The sequence below is a fragment of the Sphingobium limneticum genome (genome assembly GCF_008710165.1).
Classification (GTDB): Bacteria; Pseudomonadota; Alphaproteobacteria; order Sphingomonadales; family Sphingomonadaceae; genus Sphingobium; species Sphingobium limneticum.
Genome location: NZ_VYQA01000017.1, coordinates 77933 through 95552, shown reverse-complemented (window position 1 = coordinate 95552; position 17620 = coordinate 77933). Strand labels below are relative to the sequence as shown.

Sequence of the window (17620 nt, the reverse complement as noted above, 5' to 3'; positions counted from 1 at the left end):
CAAGAAAATTACGCTGTTTATAATTCGTTAAGGTGGAAGGCGCAGCCTTGGGCCTGCTCCACGAGAAACCGATGCAAGGAAGATGGCATGGCCTCGCGCGAACGAAGAGAGGGATCATCGAACCCGGACCTGTCCGGCACCTCGCTGCTCGCCCTCGCGCGCCAGACGCAGCAGGCGCGGATCAACTGTTCCGAACATTTCCCCAAACATGTGTTCCGCGATTCCGCCTGGGACATCATGCTGGAACTGTTCGCCGTCGCGGAAGAAGGACGCTTCCTGTGCGTGAAGGACATCATGGCCATATCCGGTGAGAGCGCGACGGGCACGATGCGTCGGATCGAAAGCCTGGAGGAAGCGGAACTCGTCGTCCGCCGCTTCGACCCCCGCGATCATCGCCGGATGCGTGTGGTGCTGAGCGAGAAGGGGCGGGAGGCGATGATCTCCTTCCTCCAGCATCTGTTCGAAGTGGGTGAGTCCGCGTCGCATGGCGATGCGCCGATCCAACCCATCTCCTTCGTGCCCCTTGCCCCGCGCCGACCCCCAAGCGGTCTGCGCAACTGTAGCTGACGCATGACCTCCGCCGCGCACCGGATCGCCCTTGGCAGCCTGTCGGCGCTGATCCTGATCGCGGTTTTGGCGATGCTGACGCTGTGGCGGCAGGCGCCCACCGCCGTTCCGGAACAGGCACCGGTGACCGCCCGTGCCACGCCCGCGCGGATCGACAAGGCGCCACCCGTGCCTAAGGTCGAACCATCGACAATCTACGCGCTCGGCACGGACAAGGCGCGGGCGCTCAATGCAGCCATTCCCTTTTCGCAGCGCTCCAATCCGGCGGCCAGTCCTTTCCGCTTTGCCGGCGGTACGGCGGACCTGGCGCGCGCCACCGATTGCCTTGCCTCCGCGCAAATCTATGAGGCGGGCGACGATGCCGTCGGCGAACAGGCGGTGGCGCAGGTCGTGCTCAACCGCGTGCGTCATCCCGCTTTTCCCAAATCGGTGTGCGGCGTCGTGTTTCAGGGGCAGGAACGGCGGACCGGCTGCCAGTTCACCTTTACCTGCGACGGGGCATTGGCGCGGACGCCATCGCCCGCCGCCTGGATGCGTGCGCAAAGCATCGCCAAGGCGGCGCTGGCCGGGGCGGTGTTCCGGCCGGTGGGCCTTGCCACCCATTATCATACCGATTGGGTCGTGCCCTATTGGAGTGCCAGCCTGGACAAGACGGCGAAGGTGGGCACGCACCTCTTTTTTCGCTGGACCGGCTGGTGGGGCACGCCGCCGGCCTTTCAGACCGCAGCTGGCGGCGCCGAGCCGATGATCGGTCGTATCGCGCGCCTGTCGCTGGCCCATCGCGACGGGGCATTGCCGGCCATGGCGGCGGCACAAGCGCCCGCCGATCCGAGCGGCGCCGTGCCGATCGTGGGACAGGTCATGCCGCCCGCCAACAAGAGCTGGACCCCGGCGCCGGCCGTGCCCTTGCCAGTAGGTGTGCGGCGCGGCCCCCCGGTGGAGATGGTGGAGGGCGGGGCGAGGCGTGAGGCCGCGCAGATCGCGCTGGGACCAGTGGGGCGATAGCACGGCCCATGCCATCATGGTTGCGTCGCCGAAACGGGGCGCTATGGGCTGTTGCCATGAAGCATGTCCCGTCTTCCCGGTTGCTGGGCGGCCTGATCCTGGCCGTGGCGGCAGGCGTGACAGGATGGGCGCTGTCCGCCGCGCCCATGCGCAAGGCGCCATCGGTGCCTCGCCGGATCGTGTCGCTCAACCTGTGCGCGGATCAGCTGGTGGTGGCGCTCGCCGATCGCGACCAGATTGCCGGGCTGACGCATAATGCGGCCGATCCGCATATGTCCGCCGTCGCCGCGCAGGTAGGCGGCCTGCCTGTCCTGAACGGATCGGCCGAAGCCGTGCTGGCCGCCGATCCCGATCTGATGATCGGCATGCCGGTGCGGCGCAATTCAGCGATCGCGGTGCTGAAGGCGCGCCATTATCCGGCGCTGGATCTCAAAGGCGCCGACAGTTACGACGCGATCCTGGCCTCCATCCGCGATGTGGCGAAGGCGGTGGGCCATCCCGCGCGGGGCGAGGCGCTCATCGCACAGATGGACGCAGACCTGCGCCATATCGGCAAGGTACCACCCGGCCGGATCGCGGCCTATTATCAGCGTCGCGGCTATCTTACCGGCACGGGCACGTTGATCGACGATCTGATGCAGCGGGTTGGCCTCACCAATCTGGCCGGCACATTGGGCAGGCCATCCCTGTCGCAGATGCGGCTGGAAGAGGTTGTCGCGGCGCGGCCGGACTATCTGATCGTGGATAGCGCGACCGACCGGGTCACCGATCAGGGCACGGAGATGATGCACCATCCCGCGCTCCAGAACATCAAGCGGATCGGCATTCCGCAGGCCTGGACCGTGTGCGGCGGCCCGGCCTATGTGAAGGCCGCCCGCGCATTGGCGGCGGCCGTCGTCTCCTAGGGGCGATCGACATTCAGGAGATGGCGAGTCGAAAATGGTGTTTTTGCGTGACCCGGAGCGCAGCGGACTAAATGTCCGTGAGCACCGGAAGCACGGAAAAGCGCCATTTGCAGGCCGTCACAACTGAATGTCGGTCGGCCCTAAAATTCGATGCCGGGCTGCGCCTTGACGCCCTGCTCGCGGAACGGGTGCTTGAGCAGCGTCATTTCGGTGGCCAGATCGGCCTGTTCGATCAGCGCTTCGGGCGCGTTGCGGCCGGTGACGATGACATGCTTCATGTCCGGCCGCGCGGCCAGCACCGCGATCACCTCGTCCAGCGGCAGATAGTCGTAACGCAGCACGATATTGAGCTCGTCGGCCAGCACCATGGCATAGGCCGGGTCGGCGATCATGCGCTTGACCTCTTCCCACGCCTCGCGCGCCAGGGCGATGTCGCGGGTGCGATCCTGCGTGTTCCAGGTAAAGCCTTCGCCCATTGCCTTGAATTCCACCTGATCGGGAAAGGCGTCGAACACGACCTTCTCGCCCGTGGTCATCGCGCCCTTCACGAACTGGACGATGCCCACTTTCTTGCCATGGCCGATCGCGCGCACCACCATGCCGAGCGCAGCCGTGGTCTTGCCCTTGCCCTTGCCGGTGTGGACGACCAGCAGCCCTTTCTCCACCGTCTTGCCGGCGATGATCTTGTCATGCGCGGCCTGCTTCTTCTGCATCTTGGCCTTATGCTGTTCCTCGGTGCGTTCCACCATCGTCATGCTCCTGCTAGAGCGTTTTCCAAGCAGATGGCTTCATCTGCTGGTTAAGAAAACGCGTTAAATCAAAAGGCTGGCGAGCAGCAGGCCCGCACTGTTGGATTTGGGTTTCCACAGGCCGCGCTCCAGCGCCTCGCTCAGGCGCGCGGCGGTTTCGCGCAGGGCGGCGGGGTTGGCGTGCGCCATGAAGGCACGCACCGCCTCATCCTCGATGAAGGCGGCATGGACGGCGTCGAAATGATGGTCGCGCACGGCATGGGTCGTGGCGGCAAAGGCGAAGAGATAATCGACCGACGCGGCAATCTCGAACGCGCCCTTATAGCCATGGCGCATGACGCCCGCGATCCATTTGGGATTGGTCACGCGCCCGCGCACGATCCGGCCGATCTCATCCTCCAGCGTGCGTATGACCGGGCGTTCGGGGCGGCTATGGTCGTTATGGTAGCTGATGGGCTTCGCGCCCTTCAGATGCTCGACCGCAGCGGCGATGCCGCCTTCGAACTGATAATAATCGTCGCTGTCCAGCAGGTCATGCTCGCGATTATCCTGATTCTGGACGACGGCATCGGCTTCACTCAGGCGCGTGGCGAACAGGCCTCGTTCGGCGTCGCCCTCCACGCCCGCGCCATAGGCATAGCTGCCCCAGTCGAGATAGACGTCGGCCAGGTCGGCGCGGCTGTGCCACAATTTCTCGTCGATCATCGCCTGAAGCCCCGCGCCATAGGCCCCCGGCTTCGACCCGAAGACGCGCGCGCCTGCGCGCCGGGCGGCGGTTGCGTCGTCCTGCCCTTCGCCGATCAGGGCTTCAGTCTCGCGCCGGTGGCGGGCGGCGGCGGGATTATCCTCCTCCGGCTCGTCCAGTGCCATGACCGCGCGGGCGGCGCTGTCGATCAGGTCCATCTGTTCGGGAAAGGCATCGCGGAAGAAGCCCGACACGCGCAACGTTACGTCCACACGCGGCCGGCCGAGTTCCGCCAAAGTGATCATCTCGAACCCGACGACCCGGCCGGATGTCCAGTCCCAGCGCGGACGCACCCCCATCAGCGCCAGCGCCTGCGCGATATCGTCGCCGCCGGTGCGCATATTGGCTGTGCCCCAGGCGGACAGGGCCATGGCGCGCGGATAATCGCCCTCCCGCTGGAAATAATCCTCGACCAATAGCTGCGCCGACTTCTTCCCCAATTCCCAGGCCACGGCCGTGGGCACGGCGCGGGTATCGACCGAAAAGAAGTTGCGGCCGGTCGGCAGCACATCGGGGCGCCCTCGCGTCGGCGCGCCGGACGGCCCAGGCACGACGAAACGACCGTCGAGGCCGCAGAGCAGCGCCTGCATTTCACGCTGGCCGCAGGCATCGACACGGGGGGCGAGGTCGCCGGCAATGGCGTCCAGCACCTTTGCCGTCGCCTTGCCCCACGCCGGGCGATGGATGCTGTCCACCAATAGCGCCGCCAGCCATTCCAGCCGTTCCACCGTATCGCCATGGGTGCGCCAGGGTTCGTCGGACATGCTTGCCAGCGCCTCCGGCCGCGCGCCGCTCCAGCGATCGCCCATCCGGCAATCCAGCGGGTCGAAATCGAGGTTCAGATCCTGCGCCATCGCTCTTAGCAGCGAGGCCTGTCCGTCATGGTCGTATCCACGCGGCGTCCGCGCCAGCGCGATCAGCAGGTCGCGGCGCAACCGGCCTTCGGGTGAAACGCCGAAGACATGCAGCCCATCACGGATCTGCAATTCCTTCAGTTCGCACAGATAATTGTCGATCGCGGACAGCGCATCGTCGTCATCGCCCTGCGCGCCGGCATCCTTGTCCAGCCCCTGGCTCTGCGCGAGGTCGATGATGTCGCGTCGCAACCGGTCCAGCCGGCGCGGGTCCATGCCGGCTGCCAGATAATATTCGTCGACCAGCGCTTCGAGTTGCTTGAGCGGCCCATAGGTTTCGGCGCGGGTCAGCGGCGGGGTCAGATGATCCACGATCACCGCGCCGATGCGCCGCTTCGCCTGTGTGCCTTCGCCCGGATCGTTGACGATGAAGGGATAGAGTTGCGGCAGCGGCCCGGCGCAGATTTCCGGGAAGCAATTTTCGGACAGGGACACCGCCTTGCCCGGCAGCCATTCCAGATTGCCATGCTTGCCGACATGGACGACAGCCTGCGCGCCGAAATGCGCCTCCAGCCAGATATGGAACGCCAGATAGGCGTGCGGCGGCGGCAGAGCTGGGTCGTGATAGCTGGCCTTGGGATCGATATTATAGCCGCGCGCGGGCTGAACAGCGAGTGCGACACCCCCAAAGCGATGCACGGCCAGGCGAAAGGCGCCGTCGCGTACGAAGGGATCGGCCTCCGGATCGCCCCAACGCTCTACCATGGCGGCGCGCGCTTGCGCCGGAATGGCGGCGAAGGCGATGCGATAATCGGCGAGCGGCAGGGCAACCTCGCCGGGACGATCCAATGAAGACAGGTCGTTGGTGACGCCGCCGGTCAGCAGTTCCATAAGCCCGGCGCCGGTCCTGGGCGCGTTGCCGATATCATAGCCCGCTGCCGCCAGCCCGGCGAGGATCGCGGCGGCGCTGGCCGGCGTGTCGAGGCCCACGCCATTGCCGATCCGCCCGTCGCGATTGGGATAATTGGCCAGCACCAGCGCCACGCGCCGTTCGCTTGCTGGCGTACGGCGCAGCCGTGCCCAATGGGCGGCAAGATCGGCGACGAAGGCGACGCGATCGGGCGCCACGCGCGGGACGATGATGCCGCATTGGGTCAGCGCGTCGAACCGCTCTGCCGCCTTGAACGCGACGGCGCGGGTGAAGATGCGGCCGTCCACTTCGGGCAGCACGACATTCATGGCCAGGTCGCGGGGGCCAAGGCCACGGGCGGCATCCTGCCATTCGCCCTGTTCGACGCCGGCGAATGCCAGCTGGAGAATGGGGCAGTCGGCCCGTTCCAATATGCTGGCCGTGCGCGGTTCGGATGAGGTGGAGGCGGCAAAGCTCGTGGCGTTGAGGATCACGTCCGGCCTGATGTCGGCCAGTACGCCTTTCAGCCAGTCCATCGCGAAAGGCTCGCGCAAGGCCCGGACATGGATCGGCGCGACGTTGAAACCGCGCGCCTCCAGCGCCGCGATCATCGCATCCACCGCGTCCAGCGTGCCGGCCACCATCAGCGCGCGGTAGAAGATCAGACAGGCGACGGGCGCGCTTTGCCTCCAGCGCGCGCGCAGGTCGGACAGGGCAGGGCGATCGACGCCGGAGAGATAGAGGCCTGCGTCGGCGACCGGCACCGGATCGTCGGGCGTGCCGGCATCGCGTCCTATCGTGCGCGCCGCCGTGCGCAGGAAGCTCAGCGCATTGGCCATCCCGCCCTGCCGCAGATAGTCGCGCAGCCGGTCGATCAATGCGGCCGGCACGGTCGAAGCCCGGTCGAGCGCGGGGTCATCCTCCCGCCCGTCGGCGATCGCGGCGAAGGCGATGTTTCGCTCCCGTGCCACCTGCGCGATCTCGTCTATTCCATAGGGCCAGTAGCTTTTGCCGCCGAGCAGGATGACGCAGACGAATTTCGCCTGGGCGATTACCTTTTCGACATAGAGGTCGACCGAATAGGGGTGGCGCAGCTGGAGCAGATTGGCGAGGCGCACGCTGGGCGCCCCGCACATCGGATCTTCATCTGTCAGGCGCGCCGCCGCCTTGGCGAAACAGGCCAGTTCGCTGTCCGCTACCGTCAGGATCACGATATCGCCCGGCGACTGGTCGAGGTCGATCGCCTCCTGGCCATTGGATATCGTGCCGGGCGTGGCGGACAGAAGGTGCATCAGCCGATGACCGGCTTGAGCGCACCCTCAATTGCGGCGCGATCCAGCCCCTTCTGGCCGATCACGACCAACTGGGTGCGACGGGCTTCCTCCGCCTTCCAGGCGCGGTCGAAATAATGCTGGATGCGCGGGCCGACTGCCTGCACCACCAGCCGCGACGGCTTGCCGGCCACCGACACCATGCCCTTGACGCGCAAAATGTCGTGGGCGGCGATCGTGGCGTTCAGCCCCGTGACCAGCGCATCGACATCGGCGACATCGCCGCCCGACAGGATGAAGCTGTCGAAATCATCATGATCATGCTCCTCCATCCCGTCGATATGCGACGGGCGGGCGTCCAGATCATCTTCGGCCGCCGCGCTCAGGCCCAGCAGCGCGGCCGGATCGATGGCCCCCTGCGCGCTGTGGATGATCGCCACGCCGGGGCGGGTTTCCGCCTTCACCTGCGCCTCTACCGTCGCCAGCGTGGCGGCGTCGACCAGATCGGTCTTGTTCAGCACCACCATGTCGGCGCAGATCAGCTGTTCCTCGAACAATTCCTCCAGCGGGCTGTCATGGTCCAGATTGGGGTCCGCCGCGCGCGCCGCCGCCAGTGCCACTTCGTCCGCGGCAAAGCGTCCGGCGGCTACCGCGTCGGCGTCGATCAACGCGATCACCCCGTCCACCGTGGCGCGGGTGCGGATGTCGGGCCATTGGAATGCCTTCACCAGCGGCTTGGGCAGGGCCAGGCCGCTGGTTTCGATGATGATATGTTCGGGCGGATTGGGCCGATCGAGCAGCTTCTGCATGGTCGGCAGGAAATCGTCGGCCACGGTGCAGCAGATGCAGCCATTGGCCAGTTCTACGATGTCGTCTTCCGGGCAGGCCTCGTCATTGCAGCCCTTCACCAGTTCGCCATCGACGCCGACATCACCAAATTCGTTGATGATCAGCGCCAGCCGGCGCCCCTTGGCATTTTGCAGCAGATGGCGGATCAGCGTGGTCTTGCCCGCGCCCAGAAATCCGGTGATGACGGTGGTCGGCACTTTGCTCATGATCTTATCCCTTATCGCGCGTCTAAAAAACGCAGGGACTTAACCGTTCGCGAACGGTCGATGCACAGGATCGGCCGGGCACCCATGTCAGGGCAGCCGGCCTCGCGCATCGTGCGGCCCCTGCCGCTTCGTTCGTCGCTCAGACGGGTTGGACCGTGCCCCGGCCATCCCCTGGACCAAAGCAAGAGCGACCAGACGCCGGCAGGTCTCCTGGCTCATGGGTCATCGCTTGATACACGGCCTTCCCAGGCCTCGCATGTTGCAGCGTCCGGCCCAGTGGCTGCGGCACGGGGCGCCTTGCCCCGTCGCATCTGTGTATCGCGCTCGCCACTTACAGTTGCAGGGACAGCCTCGGATTAGGGCCGCGTGTCGCCGCCCGCACCGCGTTCCCATTTTAAGCCTCTTGCGAGGCACCGGCGCGATCTATTCACCCATATGTCGCAAGACGCATGGGCGGATATGCGGATAGAGGCGGCAATGAAGGTCCGCAACTCTTTTCAGCCCGGCTCCAGCGACTGGAGCCGCCAGCGACCGTTGAAGGACAGGGTGGTGCGCGACAGAGGCGCGATGTCGATGGACAGGCTGGCGCGCAGCGGCATGGCGAGCGCATGGGCGATCGCGGCACGGATCGGCATCGGATGGGTCAGGGCACAGATGGACGCACCAGTCGCGGCGAGGGCATCGAGCCAGCCACCGACCCGCAACTGACAGGCGTGCAGGCTTTCGCCATCCGGGCCGCCTCGCGCCGGATCGGCCAGCCATTGTGCCAGCGCTTCGGGTTCCTCTGTCGCGATCGTCGCAAAGTCGTGCCCGGCCCATCGGCCGTGATCGATGTCGCGCAATGCCGGCTGGGGCAGGGGCGTGACGCCCATGGCCTGCGCCGTTTCGATCGCCGACAAGGTGGGGCTCGATTGTACCGCGTCCCGGAAACGAACCGGCAGGACCAGCGCAGCGGCATCGCGCTGGCCGCCCTCGTCCAGCGCCTCATCAATGGCAGGAAAGCCGCCCTGTCGGCTGGCGCGCGTCGGCCCGGCGCAAAGCAGCAGCAACGATGTCGTCAGCATGGCCTCCAGCAGATGATTGACGGCGTCCCTACGCTCAGCCTAAAGCACGGGTCGTTCAGAAAGAAGAAGCCGGTGCAATTCCGGCGCGGTCGCGCCACTGTTATCGCCGTCCATAGCCGACGTCGAGAGCCAGACCTTCCTTCCGAACCGCGACATTATTTTCCGGGGACGCGCAATCCCGTGCAGGAGTATCAGGCCATGGCGAACACCGCCGCTCTGTTCGACGATCCGTTCATCCCCGTTCGCGGCGATGCCACCATCCCGGTTGCGGATATCGCGCCCTGGGCCGTGCTGGGCACGCTGATCGCGCTCATCTTCCTCTATTTCGTCAGCACCGAACAGGGTGCCTTTGCGCTGTTCGACGGCATGTATGTGCATGAATATGTGCATGACGGCCGCCATCTCCTCGGCTTTCCCTGTCACTGACGCCCGGCCGTGACCCGTACATTATTGTGGCGCGGGATGCTGGCCGGCATCCTGGCGGCGCTGCTCGCCACGCTGGTCGCGCGCGTGATCGCCGAACCGCAGATCGACCTCGCCATCGGCTATGAGGCGTCGCATGCCGCGCACCATGCGCCGGCCGCAGCCGAAGAGCCGGAACTGGTCAGCCGCGATACGCAGAAGGGCGCCGGGCTGTTCACGGCGCTGGCCCTCTATGGCGCGGCGGTCGGCGGCATCTTCTCGCTGGTCTTCGCCTATGGCTATGGCCGGTTCGGTCGGATTGGGCCACGCAGCTTCGCGTTGCTGCTGGCCGGGCTTGCCTTCCTGCTGATCGTCATCGTGCCGGGGATCAAATATCCCCAGACGCCGCCGGCCGTGGGCCAGCATGAAACGGTGGGCATCCGCACCGCCGCCTATTTCATGATGATCGGCCTGTCGATCGCCGCGGCGGTGATCGCGGCCCATGTCCGCACCGCGCTGCTGCGCTCGCTGCGCCCGATCGACGCGACCTTGCTGGCCGTCGGCGCTTTCGCACTGGTGGTGGGCGTCGGCCAATATCTGCTGCCCGTCATCAATGAAGTGCCGGCCGATTTCCCGGCGACCCTGCTCTGGAATTTCCGGATCGCATCGATCGCCAGTCAGGCCGTCCTGTGGGGCACGATCGGCATCGCCTTTGGCCTGTGGGCGGAACCTGTCCTGCGACGCGCATAGTCTCGTCTGACCGACAAGATCGGGGAACATTCGCGGCCCGGCCTGCGCTATCATCCGTTCATGATGGGGCGGGTCGACCACGCGCCCCGAATTTGGAGAGGCCGGATGATCGTAGGCACCGTCAAGGAAATCAAGAATCACGAATATCGGGTCGGCTTGACACCCGAAAGCGTGCATGAACTGACCGCACATGGCCATCGCGTGCTGGTGGAAAGCGGCGCGGGTGAAGGGATCGGCGCCAGCGACGCGCTTTATGAACGCGCCGGTGCGGAAATCGTCGCGACCGCCGCCGCCATCTTCGCGACGGCCGAAATGATCGTGAAGGTGAAGGAGCCGCAGTCGCAGGAGCGCGCGATGCTCCGCCCCGGTCAGATCCTCTACACCTATCTTCATCTGGCGCCGGACCCTGAACAGACGCGCGACCTGATCGCATCGGGCGCCACCTGCATCGCTTATGAAACCGTGACCGACGGCCATGGCGGTCTGCCGCTGCTGAAACCGATGAGCCAGGTCGCGGGCCGCATGGCGATTCAGGCGGGCGCGACCGCGCTGGAAAAGGCGCATGGCGGGCGTGGCGTGCTGCTGGGCGGCGTGCCGGGCGTGTTGCCGGCCAAGGTGGTGGTGATCGGCGGCGGCGTGGTCGGCTTCAATGCGGCACAGATGGCAGTGGGCCTGGGCGCCGACGTCACCATTCTCGACCGCAGTCCCGAAGTGCTCGAAAAGCTCGGCATGTATTTCGAGGCACGGGCCAAGACCCGTTTCTCCAATCGCGCCAATCTGGCCGAATGTGTGGCCGACGCGGATCTGGTCGTCGGCGCGGTGCTGATCCCCGGTGCGGCCGCGCCCAAACTGGTCAGTGCGGCCATGCTTCAGACGATGAAGAAGGGCGCCGTGCTGGTCGACGTCGCGATCGACCAGGGCGGCTGTTTCGAAACCAGCCACGCCACGACCCATGCCGAACCGACCTATATCGTCGATGGCGTCGTCCATTATTGCGTCGCCAACATGCCGGGCGCGGTCGCGCGGACCAGCACCTATGCACTCAACAATGTGACCTTGCCCCATGCGCTGCGGATCGCCGAGCAGGGCTGGAAGACGGCGCTGCGCCATGATCCCCATCTGCGCGCGGGCCTCAATATCTGGGACGGCAAGGTCACCTACCGGGCCGTGGCCGACGATCTGAACCTGCCCTATACCGCGGCGGAAGAGGCGCTGAACTGACCCATGTCATCCGCCATATCATGATCGGCATCATGCTCATCTGCGGTGCGATGCCGTTTTTCTCATAGGTCGCCGTCGCGATTTTGTTTCTCCCATGCGTCATACTTTGGAAGAGGGGCTTGCGGGTTACCGCCCGTCGTTCGTTGAGCGGGGCAGGGGGACATGACGACATGCCCCCCATGCAGCTTGATTTCGCCGAAGAGAGGCATGGTCTAACATCATGGTCGATTTCCCTACTTTCGCCGCCTTGATCCGCAAAGGCGAACGCAGCAACATGCGCGCTGGCCGCACTGGGCAGAAGGGGACGCGGTGATGCAGGGCGACGTCATGATCTGGCTCATTCCGCTCGTTTCGATGCTGGCCGCCGGGCTGGTGGCGGGTTTTGCCGCCGGCATTTTCGGCATCGGTGGCGGCTTCGTCGTGGTGCCTGCGCTGCTGGTCGTGCTGCCGCTGCTGGGCGGCACGCATGATGCCATCGCCCATGTCGCCATCGGCACGTCTGCCGCGACCATCATCGTCACCTCCATCCGCTCGCTGCTGGCCCATGCCAAGCGCGGCGCGGTGGAGTTCGAAGTGCTCAAGACCTGGGCGCCCTGGATCGTGCTGGGTTGCGGTGTGGGCGTGATGCTCGCCGGCCATGTCGACGGCAATACGCTCAAGATGATCTTCGCCACCGGCGTCGGCCTCATGTCCCTCAACTTCCTCCTGCCCAGCGTCAGCGGCAAGGTGGTCAGCGACACCATGCCATCGGGCATCGTACGCATGGGCATCGCCGGCGGCCTTGGCACCTTCTCCTCGCTGCTCGGTATCGGCGGCGGCGTGATCGCGATCATGGTGATGACGCTGTGCGGTCGCACCATCCACCGCGCCATTGCGACGGCGTCGGGCATCGGCACGCTGATCGCCATTCCGACCACGATCGGCTTTGCCATCATCGGCTTCAAGGAAGGCGGCCTGCCCTGGGGATCGCTCGGCTACATCAACGTGCCCGCCACGCTCGCCATCGCCTCCATGTCGATGCTGACCGCACCGCTGGGCGTCGCCGCCGCGCACAGCCTGCCGGCCGGCCCGCTGAAGAAGATCTTCGGCGTCTATTTGATCATCATCTCGGTCATCATGTTCCGGGGCGCTCTGCACGGTTGATATAGCCCCGGAATTGGACGGTTTTTGAAAGGCCGCCGGCGACATGCTTTAACAGGCTTTGTCACTGGCGGCCTTTCGCGTTATCTGCGAGCGGGGGGACCATGATGGCGCAGGCGGACGCAATTTCTGTATTGCTGGTGGAAGATGACGAGGCGGCACGCGCCAACATCGCCACCATATTGAGCAGCGCCGGCATGGTGGTGGAACAGGCGATCGACGGCGCCACCGGCCTCAATCGCGCCGGCGGTGGCAGCCACGACGTCATCATCCTCGACCGTATGTTGCCCCATTTGTCCGGTATCGACATCGTCACCCGCCTGCGCGTCGCGGGCGTCGGCGCGCCCGTGCTGATGCTGTCCGCGCTGGGCCGCAGCGAACATCGGGTCGAAGGGCTGGAAAGCGGCGTCGACGACTATCTCGCCAAGCCGTTCGAGCCGGACGAACTGGTCGCCCGCGTCCGCGCGCTGTGGCGCCGGGCCAGTCGGCGCAGCCATGAACCGGTGCTGCTGTTCGGCGACCTGGAATGCCATGTGAAGGCGCGGACCGCCTTTCGGCAGGGCAAGCATCTGCCGCTCTCGCCCAAGGAATTCGAACTGTTCCGTTATCTGATGGAACATGCCGGCGAAGTGGTGACGCGCGAGATGCTGCTGCGTCAGGTGTGGAAACTCAGCTTCGATCCCCAGACCAACGTGGTCGACGTCAATGTCGGTCGCCTGCGCCGCAAGCTGGAGGACGGGTTCGACGGCCCGGTGCTGGAAACCGTCTGGGGCACCGGATATCGGTTGATCGCGGCGACGGGACCGGGCCTTGCCTAGACCCGATCTGTTCCGCTCGGTTTTCGGGCGGGTCACGCTTTCGGCGCTGCTGGTCAGCCTGCTCTCCACGCTGGCACTGTTCCTGGTGGTGCAGAAGATCGTCGATGACGACGGCCGGGGGATGCTGGCCCGCGAAGTCGATACCGATCTGGCCGGCCTCGCCGATATCTATCTCAGCAGCGACGTGGCCGAATTGCGGGAACGTATCGCCGATCGCCTAGCCATGAATCGGGAAGATGGCGAACGTAGCTGGTATCTGTTGACCGATCCGGCTGGCCGCCGCCTGGCCGGCAATCTCGATCGCTGGCCGGTCATCGCATCCGAAGTGTCGGAGGCGCGCTATATCACCCTGCCGGACGGCGACCGCATGTTCGCCCGTGCCACCCAATTGGGGACCGGCGCCCGCCTGCTGGTGGGGCGCAGCAGCTATCGGGGGCAGGCGCTGCTTGGTCGCCTTGCTACCGCCTTTGCCGTGGCCGGGGCGGGCATCGCGTTGCTCAGCCTGGTGGCGGGCCATTTTGCCGCCCGCCGCCTGCGCGCGCGGGTGGAGGTGGTCAATGCCACCTTCGCCGCCGTGCGCGCCGGACGCATCGCTGCCCGCGCGCCGGGCGCCGGGACCAATGACGAACTGGCGGAACTGGCCGCCAACACCAACGACATGCTCGATCAGGTCGAGCGGCTGGTGGAGGCGCAGCGCGCCGTGTCGGACCAGACCGCGCATGAAATCCGAACGCCGCTGATGCATCTCGACACCCGCATCCTCAAGGCGATGGAAAGCACGCAGGATCTGTCTTTGTTGCGGACGCTCGACCAGTCGCGCGGGGAAATTCGCGGCGTCGTGCGCCTGCTCGATTCGTTGCTCGATATTGCAGGCACGCAGGCGATGCGCGGCGATCCGCGCGGCCTGGCCGAAGTGGATCTGAGCGACATCGCCGAAAGCCTGGCCGACCTTTATGGCGCCAGCGCGGAGGATCTGGGCATCGGTTTCCATGCGCGGATCGCGCCATGCGTGCGCAGCCGCGCCGACCCGATGCAGATGACGCGCCTCATGTCCAACCTGCTCGACAATGCCTTCAAATATGTGCCGAGCGGCGGGTCGGTCGTCCTGGAACTGGCGCCGGGGCCGCGCATCGTGGTGCAGGATAATGGGCCGGGTATCCCTGCGGCCGACCGGGAACGGATATTCGAACGCTATGTCCGCCTTGACGGCGCGCGGGGCGGTGGGCATGGCCTGGGCCTCGCGCTCGCCAGGGCGATCGCGGAGCGGCATGAATTGTCGCTGCATGTGGAGGACGCAGCGCCCGGTGCGCGCTTCGTGCTCCAGCCGGAGGTTCGCGATGATTAAGCTGCTGCTACCCGGATTGCTGATGATGGCCGGCCCCGCGGCGCCGGCCGCGGACCTGTCGCCGTCCGATCCGGTGTTGCGCACGCTGTTGGAGGGCGACGCGGCCGAGGGCATGGGCAACCATGGTGCATTGCTCGACACCGCGCAGATATTGACGGCGCTTGGCGCGAAGCCGGCCGATGGGCAGGCCGATCTGGCCACCCAATGGACGCAGGAGGCCCATGATCATGGCGTCACGGATTCGGGGCTGGGCTTTCGTGGTCGTGCGCTGGGACCGGCCTATCGCCACGGCTCGCTCGGCGCGGGGGGCAGCATGACCGTGCGCCAGCTTTTCCTTGCGGGGCAACGGGCTCAGATTTCGGTCGCACCGGCGCGTGGGGCCGCCAATCTGTCGATGCGGGTGCAGGGGGCGGACGGCAATACGCTCTGCGCCAAGCCGATCGGGGGCGTGCAGGCCGACTGTATCTGGCTGCCGCTTTTTACCGACCGCTATGACATCGTCATCGAAAATGGCGGCGCGGTGCCGGCCGCCTTCTATCTGGTCGTTCGCTGACCATATTGCGCTGATATCAGGCGGAAAATCGCGATAAAGGGGCGATTTTCGCGCTACGCTCCATCGTCTTCGCCTCTCGCTTCATCCATTCTGCACATCCGTTCAGGCGTAAAGTACCGCTGGTGGTGCGTTGTGCTGGTCATGGTTCAGATCGAAAGAGGAGAAGAACCCATGACTCGTTCGAAAATTCTCGCCGCCGCCGCCCTGCTAGCCATGGTCCCTGCCGCTGCCGTCGCGCAGGAAGGGCCGGTCAGCTATGAAGAACAGCTGGCGCAGGTGGAAACCCAGCTCGTCTATCAGGCCCCGATCGCCGGGGTCGAAAATGACTATTGGTTCAATTATCAGACCGACCTGGCCGAAGCGCGCAAGGAATTGACCAAGGATCTGCGCGGCTCTTCCGATGCGGAGGATAATCGCGACGCCTGGGAGGAATATCGCGCCGAACTGGCCGATGCGCGCGGCGATTATGCCAAGGAAATGGCCGAAAAAGGCTATCCGGTCGGCGAAGTGCGTGTCCTGACCGACAACGGACGCTAAATTTGGCGATGGGAGGGGCGGGCGCGGCCTGCTCCTTCAATCCGAGTCCGGATCGCGGAAATTCAGTCGACGCGTCACCGTATAATCCAAAACCCCCACCAGCAGATAGCTGATCCACTGTTTCAGCAGCGTAAGGCCACTGCGCCCCGATCGATAGGCTTCCAAATCGATGCGCCGGCTCGCCCCGGCCTCCTGCCCGATGAAGTCGCGCACCTGCGCGGCAAAGCCGGCATCCTCGATCCGCAGCATCACCTCCAGATTGATGAACAGGCTGCGCATGTCGAAATTCGCCGACCCCACATAGACCGCATCGTCGATGACGATCAGCTTCATGTGCAGCTTGCAGGGCTGATATTCGTAAATCTCCACGCCGCGCTTCAGCAGCGGCCCATAGAGCAATCGGGCGGCGGCGACGGTGGCGCCATTGTCCGATTTTGCCGGCAGGATCAGGCGCGCGCCCTTACGCTGTGCCGCGCGCGCGATGCGTTTCAGCATGCCGCGCCCCGGCGAGAAATAGGCGGCGATCATATCGACCCGGCTCGCCTGTTCCAGATCATGTTTCACCACCTGCGCCCAGGGGCTGAGGCGTCGGGTCGGCCCGCCGATCAGCCAGCGGAACGGGTCTGCCGGGTGATGATGCAGCGAGGGATGCCATTGCCGTACCATGTGCCGCAGCGTGCGAAAACGATGTTTGCGTGTCGCCGTCCAGCGCCAGAGCTGGCCATACCATCGCGTCATCGCCTCCACCTGATCGCCTTCGATCAGCAGGCCGACATCGCGCCAGCAATCCTCCGCCGGGATGCCGAAATAGCCATCCTCGACATTGAAGCCGCCGATCATGAGTCGTCTGTCGTCGGCGATCGCCATCTTCTGATGGTTGCGGATCAGGTAGCGGGTGGTGCGGCCGGTCCCGAATCGTGCAAAATGCGCGCCCGCCTCGATCAGCGGCGCAAAGAAGCTGTCGGGCGTATGCGATGATCCGAAACCGTCGACCATCAGCGTCACCGCCACGCCGCGTCCGCGGGCCGCGATCAGCGCATCGCGCACCAACGTCCCGCTGCCGTCGCCGGCAAAGATATAATAATAGAGTTTCAGGCTGCGGTGCGCCCCGTCGATCAGGGCGATCAGCGTGTCGCGCAGCGCCGCTCCGTCCGCGATCAGGCGCAGATGATTGTCCTGCAAGGAGAGGCGGATATCGTCCGCATTGACGCAGGCGGGGGCGGGCTCGATCGTTGCCATATTTGCCTTCATGCCCATTTTAACCCTGCGCCGCCATGGCTTTATGGCCTTTTCATTGACTCTGGGGAGGGGGGCTGCTAGGCGACCGGTTCAGGATTTTTCCATTCCTTGTTTGCAGGAGGCCCTGTTTGGCCCGCGTTACAGTCGAAGATTGCGTCGACAAGGTTACCAACCGTTTTGACCTCGTCCTTCTCGCCGCCCAGCGTGCGCGCGAAATTTCCGGTGGTGCAGAGCTGACGCTCGACCGCGACCGTGACAAGAATCCGGTCGTCGCCCTGCGCGAAATCGCCGAAGAAACCGTATTGCCCGACGATCTGCATGATTCGGTCGTCGCGTCGCTGCAGAAGGTGCAGATCGACGATGACGATACGCCCGATGAGATCGGCTCGATCGCCCAGTCGGCGGAGGCTCTGCGCCTCACCGCCGCTGCGCCGCCGCGCAACCAGAATATCGGCGGCGATTACGACGGCTGATCGCGCGACAAGTTTGG

16 protein-coding genes, 1 pseudogene and 1 riboswitch are annotated in these 17620 nt (G+C 65.4%); of the genes and pseudogenes, 12 read left to right on the top strand and 5 right to left on the bottom strand.

Going from position 1 to position 17620, the window contains the following annotated elements:
• The first annotated feature begins 87 nt into the window (after positions 1-87).
• The 3 genes and pseudogenes from F4U95_RS19285 (at position 88) to F4U95_RS19275 (ending at position 2477) form a co-directional block, all read left to right on the top strand.
• The gene (locus F4U95_RS19285) at positions 88-567 is read left to right on the top strand and encodes a MarR family winged helix-turn-helix transcriptional regulator (protein WP_120250969.1); all 480 of its coding nucleotides are present in this window, start codon (positions 88-90) and stop codon (positions 565-567) included.
• 3 nt (positions 568-570) lie between these two features.
• Positions 571-1410: pseudogene (locus tag F4U95_RS19280) on the top strand (cell wall hydrolase); the annotation flags it as partial.
• A 218-nt stretch (positions 1411-1628) separates the two neighbouring features.
• Positions 1629-2477 (top strand): ABC transporter substrate-binding protein, encoded by an 849-nt coding sequence (locus tag F4U95_RS19275; RefSeq protein ID WP_150426720.1) that lies wholly within the window; start codon positions 1629-1631, stop codon positions 2475-2477.
• A 140-nt stretch (positions 2478-2617) separates the two neighbouring features.
• Here F4U95_RS19275 and cobO read toward each other — a convergent pair whose 3' ends face one another.
• From cobO to F4U95_RS19255, 4 genes are all read right to left on the bottom strand, one after another.
• Positions 2618-3226 carry a cob(I)yrinic acid a,c-diamide adenosyltransferase gene (cobO, locus tag F4U95_RS19270; protein ID WP_120252192.1) on the bottom strand — a complete coding sequence of 203 codons (609 nt, stop codon included), beginning with the start codon at positions 3224-3226 and terminating at the stop codon, positions 2618-2620.
• A 63-nt stretch (positions 3227-3289) separates the two neighbouring features.
• Positions 3290-7027: a cobaltochelatase subunit CobN gene (cobN, locus tag F4U95_RS19265; RefSeq protein WP_150426719.1), complete on the bottom strand. Its 3738-nt coding sequence runs from the start codon at positions 7025-7027 to the stop codon at positions 3290-3292.
• Positions 7027-8061: a cobalamin biosynthesis protein CobW gene (gene cobW / locus F4U95_RS19260; RefSeq protein WP_150426718.1), complete on the bottom strand. Its 1035-nt coding sequence runs from the start codon at positions 8059-8061 to the stop codon at positions 7027-7029. Before cobW ends, cobN begins: the two co-directional genes overlap by 1 nt.
• Before the next feature lie 183 nt (positions 8062-8244).
• Positions 8245-8494, bottom strand: a riboswitch (cobalamin riboswitch).
• Positions 8495-8558: 64 nt separating this feature from the next.
• On the bottom strand, positions 8559-9125 hold the full coding sequence (locus tag F4U95_RS19255; protein ID WP_150426717.1) for a histidine phosphatase family protein: 567 nt from the start codon (positions 9123-9125) through the stop codon (positions 8559-8561).
• Positions 9126-9323: 198 nt separating this feature from the next.
• Here F4U95_RS19255 and F4U95_RS19250 point away from each other — a divergent pair, with 198 nt between their 5' ends.
• The 8 genes from F4U95_RS19250 to F4U95_RS19215 all read left to right on the top strand — a co-directional run bounded on the left by F4U95_RS19250 (position 9324) and on the right by F4U95_RS19215 (position 15891).
• A complete protein-coding gene (locus F4U95_RS19250; protein WP_120252190.1) occupies positions 9324-9551 on the top strand; it encodes a CbtB domain-containing protein in 228 nt (75 codons plus the stop codon).
• 9 nt (positions 9552-9560) lie between these two features.
• Positions 9561-10277 carry a CbtA family protein gene (locus F4U95_RS19245; RefSeq protein ID WP_150426716.1) on the top strand — a complete coding sequence of 239 codons (717 nt, stop codon included), beginning with the start codon at positions 9561-9563 and terminating at the stop codon, positions 10275-10277.
• Positions 10278-10382: 105 nt separating this feature from the next.
• Positions 10383-11498, top strand: coding sequence for an alanine dehydrogenase (ald, locus tag F4U95_RS19240; protein WP_150426715.1), 1116 nt, complete (start codon positions 10383-10385; stop codon positions 11496-11498).
• 312 nt (positions 11499-11810) lie between these two features.
• Complete coding sequence (locus F4U95_RS19235; RefSeq protein WP_120252189.1) at positions 11811-12641, top strand: sulfite exporter TauE/SafE family protein; 831 nt, start codon at positions 11811-11813, stop codon at positions 12639-12641.
• A 104-nt stretch (positions 12642-12745) separates the two neighbouring features.
• Entirely contained in the window at positions 12746-13456 is a 711-nt protein-coding gene (locus F4U95_RS19230) for a response regulator transcription factor (protein ID WP_150426729.1), read from the top strand.
• Positions 13449-14801 (top strand): sensor histidine kinase, encoded by a 1353-nt coding sequence (locus tag F4U95_RS19225; RefSeq protein WP_150426714.1) that lies wholly within the window; start codon positions 13449-13451, stop codon positions 14799-14801. The genes F4U95_RS19230 and F4U95_RS19225 overlap by 8 nt, the downstream gene beginning before the upstream one ends.
• Positions 14794-15354: a hypothetical protein gene (locus F4U95_RS19220; protein ID WP_150426713.1), complete on the top strand. Its 561-nt coding sequence runs from the start codon at positions 14794-14796 to the stop codon at positions 15352-15354. Before F4U95_RS19225 ends, F4U95_RS19220 begins: the two co-directional genes overlap by 8 nt.
• Positions 15355-15525: 171 nt before the next feature.
• Complete coding sequence (locus F4U95_RS19215) at positions 15526-15891, top strand: hypothetical protein (RefSeq protein ID WP_120252187.1); 366 nt, start codon at positions 15526-15528, stop codon at positions 15889-15891.
• A 36-nt stretch (positions 15892-15927) separates the two neighbouring features.
• On the opposite strand, the gene F4U95_RS19210 is transcribed toward F4U95_RS19215, so the two are convergent.
• Positions 15928-17130 (bottom strand): phospholipase D-like domain-containing protein, encoded by a 1203-nt coding sequence (locus F4U95_RS19210; RefSeq protein ID WP_211364015.1) that lies wholly within the window; start codon positions 17128-17130, stop codon positions 15928-15930.
• Positions 17131-17258: 128 nt separating this feature from the next.
• On the opposite strand from F4U95_RS19210, the gene rpoZ reads away from it, so the two are divergent.
• Entirely contained in the window at positions 17259-17603 is a 345-nt protein-coding gene (rpoZ, locus tag F4U95_RS19205; protein WP_120250960.1) for a DNA-directed RNA polymerase subunit omega, read from the top strand.
• Positions 17604-17620: the final 17 nt, after the last annotated feature.

Bases quoted from the DNA above. Each gene is read 5' to 3' on its own strand.
- F4U95_RS19285 (WP_120250969.1), top strand. From the start codon at position 88: ATGGCCTCGCGCGAACGAAGAGAGGGATCATCGAACCCGGACCTGTCC.
- F4U95_RS19275 (WP_150426720.1), top strand. From the start codon at position 1,629: ATGAAGCATGTCCCGTCTTCCCGGTTGCTGGGCGGCCTGATCCTGGCC.
- cobO (WP_120252192.1), bottom strand. From the start codon at position 3,226: ATGGTGGAACGCACCGAGGAACAGCATAAGGCCAAGATGCAGAAGAAG.
- cobN (WP_150426719.1), bottom strand. From the start codon at position 7,027: ATGCACCTTCTGTCCGCCACGCCCGGCACGATATCCAATGGCCAGGAG.
- cobW (WP_150426718.1), bottom strand. From the start codon at position 8,061: ATGAGCAAAGTGCCGACCACCGTCATCACCGGATTTCTGGGCGCGGGC.
- F4U95_RS19255 (WP_150426717.1), bottom strand. From the start codon at position 9,125: ATGCTGACGACATCGTTGCTGCTGCTTTGCGCCGGGCCGACGCGCGCC.
- F4U95_RS19250 (WP_120252190.1), top strand. From the start codon at position 9,324: ATGGCGAACACCGCCGCTCTGTTCGACGATCCGTTCATCCCCGTTCGC.
- ald (WP_150426715.1), top strand. From the start codon at position 10,383: ATGATCGTAGGCACCGTCAAGGAAATCAAGAATCACGAATATCGGGTC.
- F4U95_RS19235 (WP_120252189.1), top strand. From the start codon at position 11,811: ATGCAGGGCGACGTCATGATCTGGCTCATTCCGCTCGTTTCGATGCTG.
- F4U95_RS19230 (WP_150426729.1), top strand. From the start codon at position 12,746: ATGGCGCAGGCGGACGCAATTTCTGTATTGCTGGTGGAAGATGACGAG.
- F4U95_RS19220 (WP_150426713.1), top strand. From the start codon at position 14,794: ATGATTAAGCTGCTGCTACCCGGATTGCTGATGATGGCCGGCCCCGCG.
- F4U95_RS19215 (WP_120252187.1), top strand. From the start codon at position 15,526: ATGACTCGTTCGAAAATTCTCGCCGCCGCCGCCCTGCTAGCCATGGTC.
- F4U95_RS19210 (WP_211364015.1), bottom strand. From the start codon at position 17,130: ATGGCAACGATCGAGCCCGCCCCCGCCTGCGTCAATGCGGACGATATC.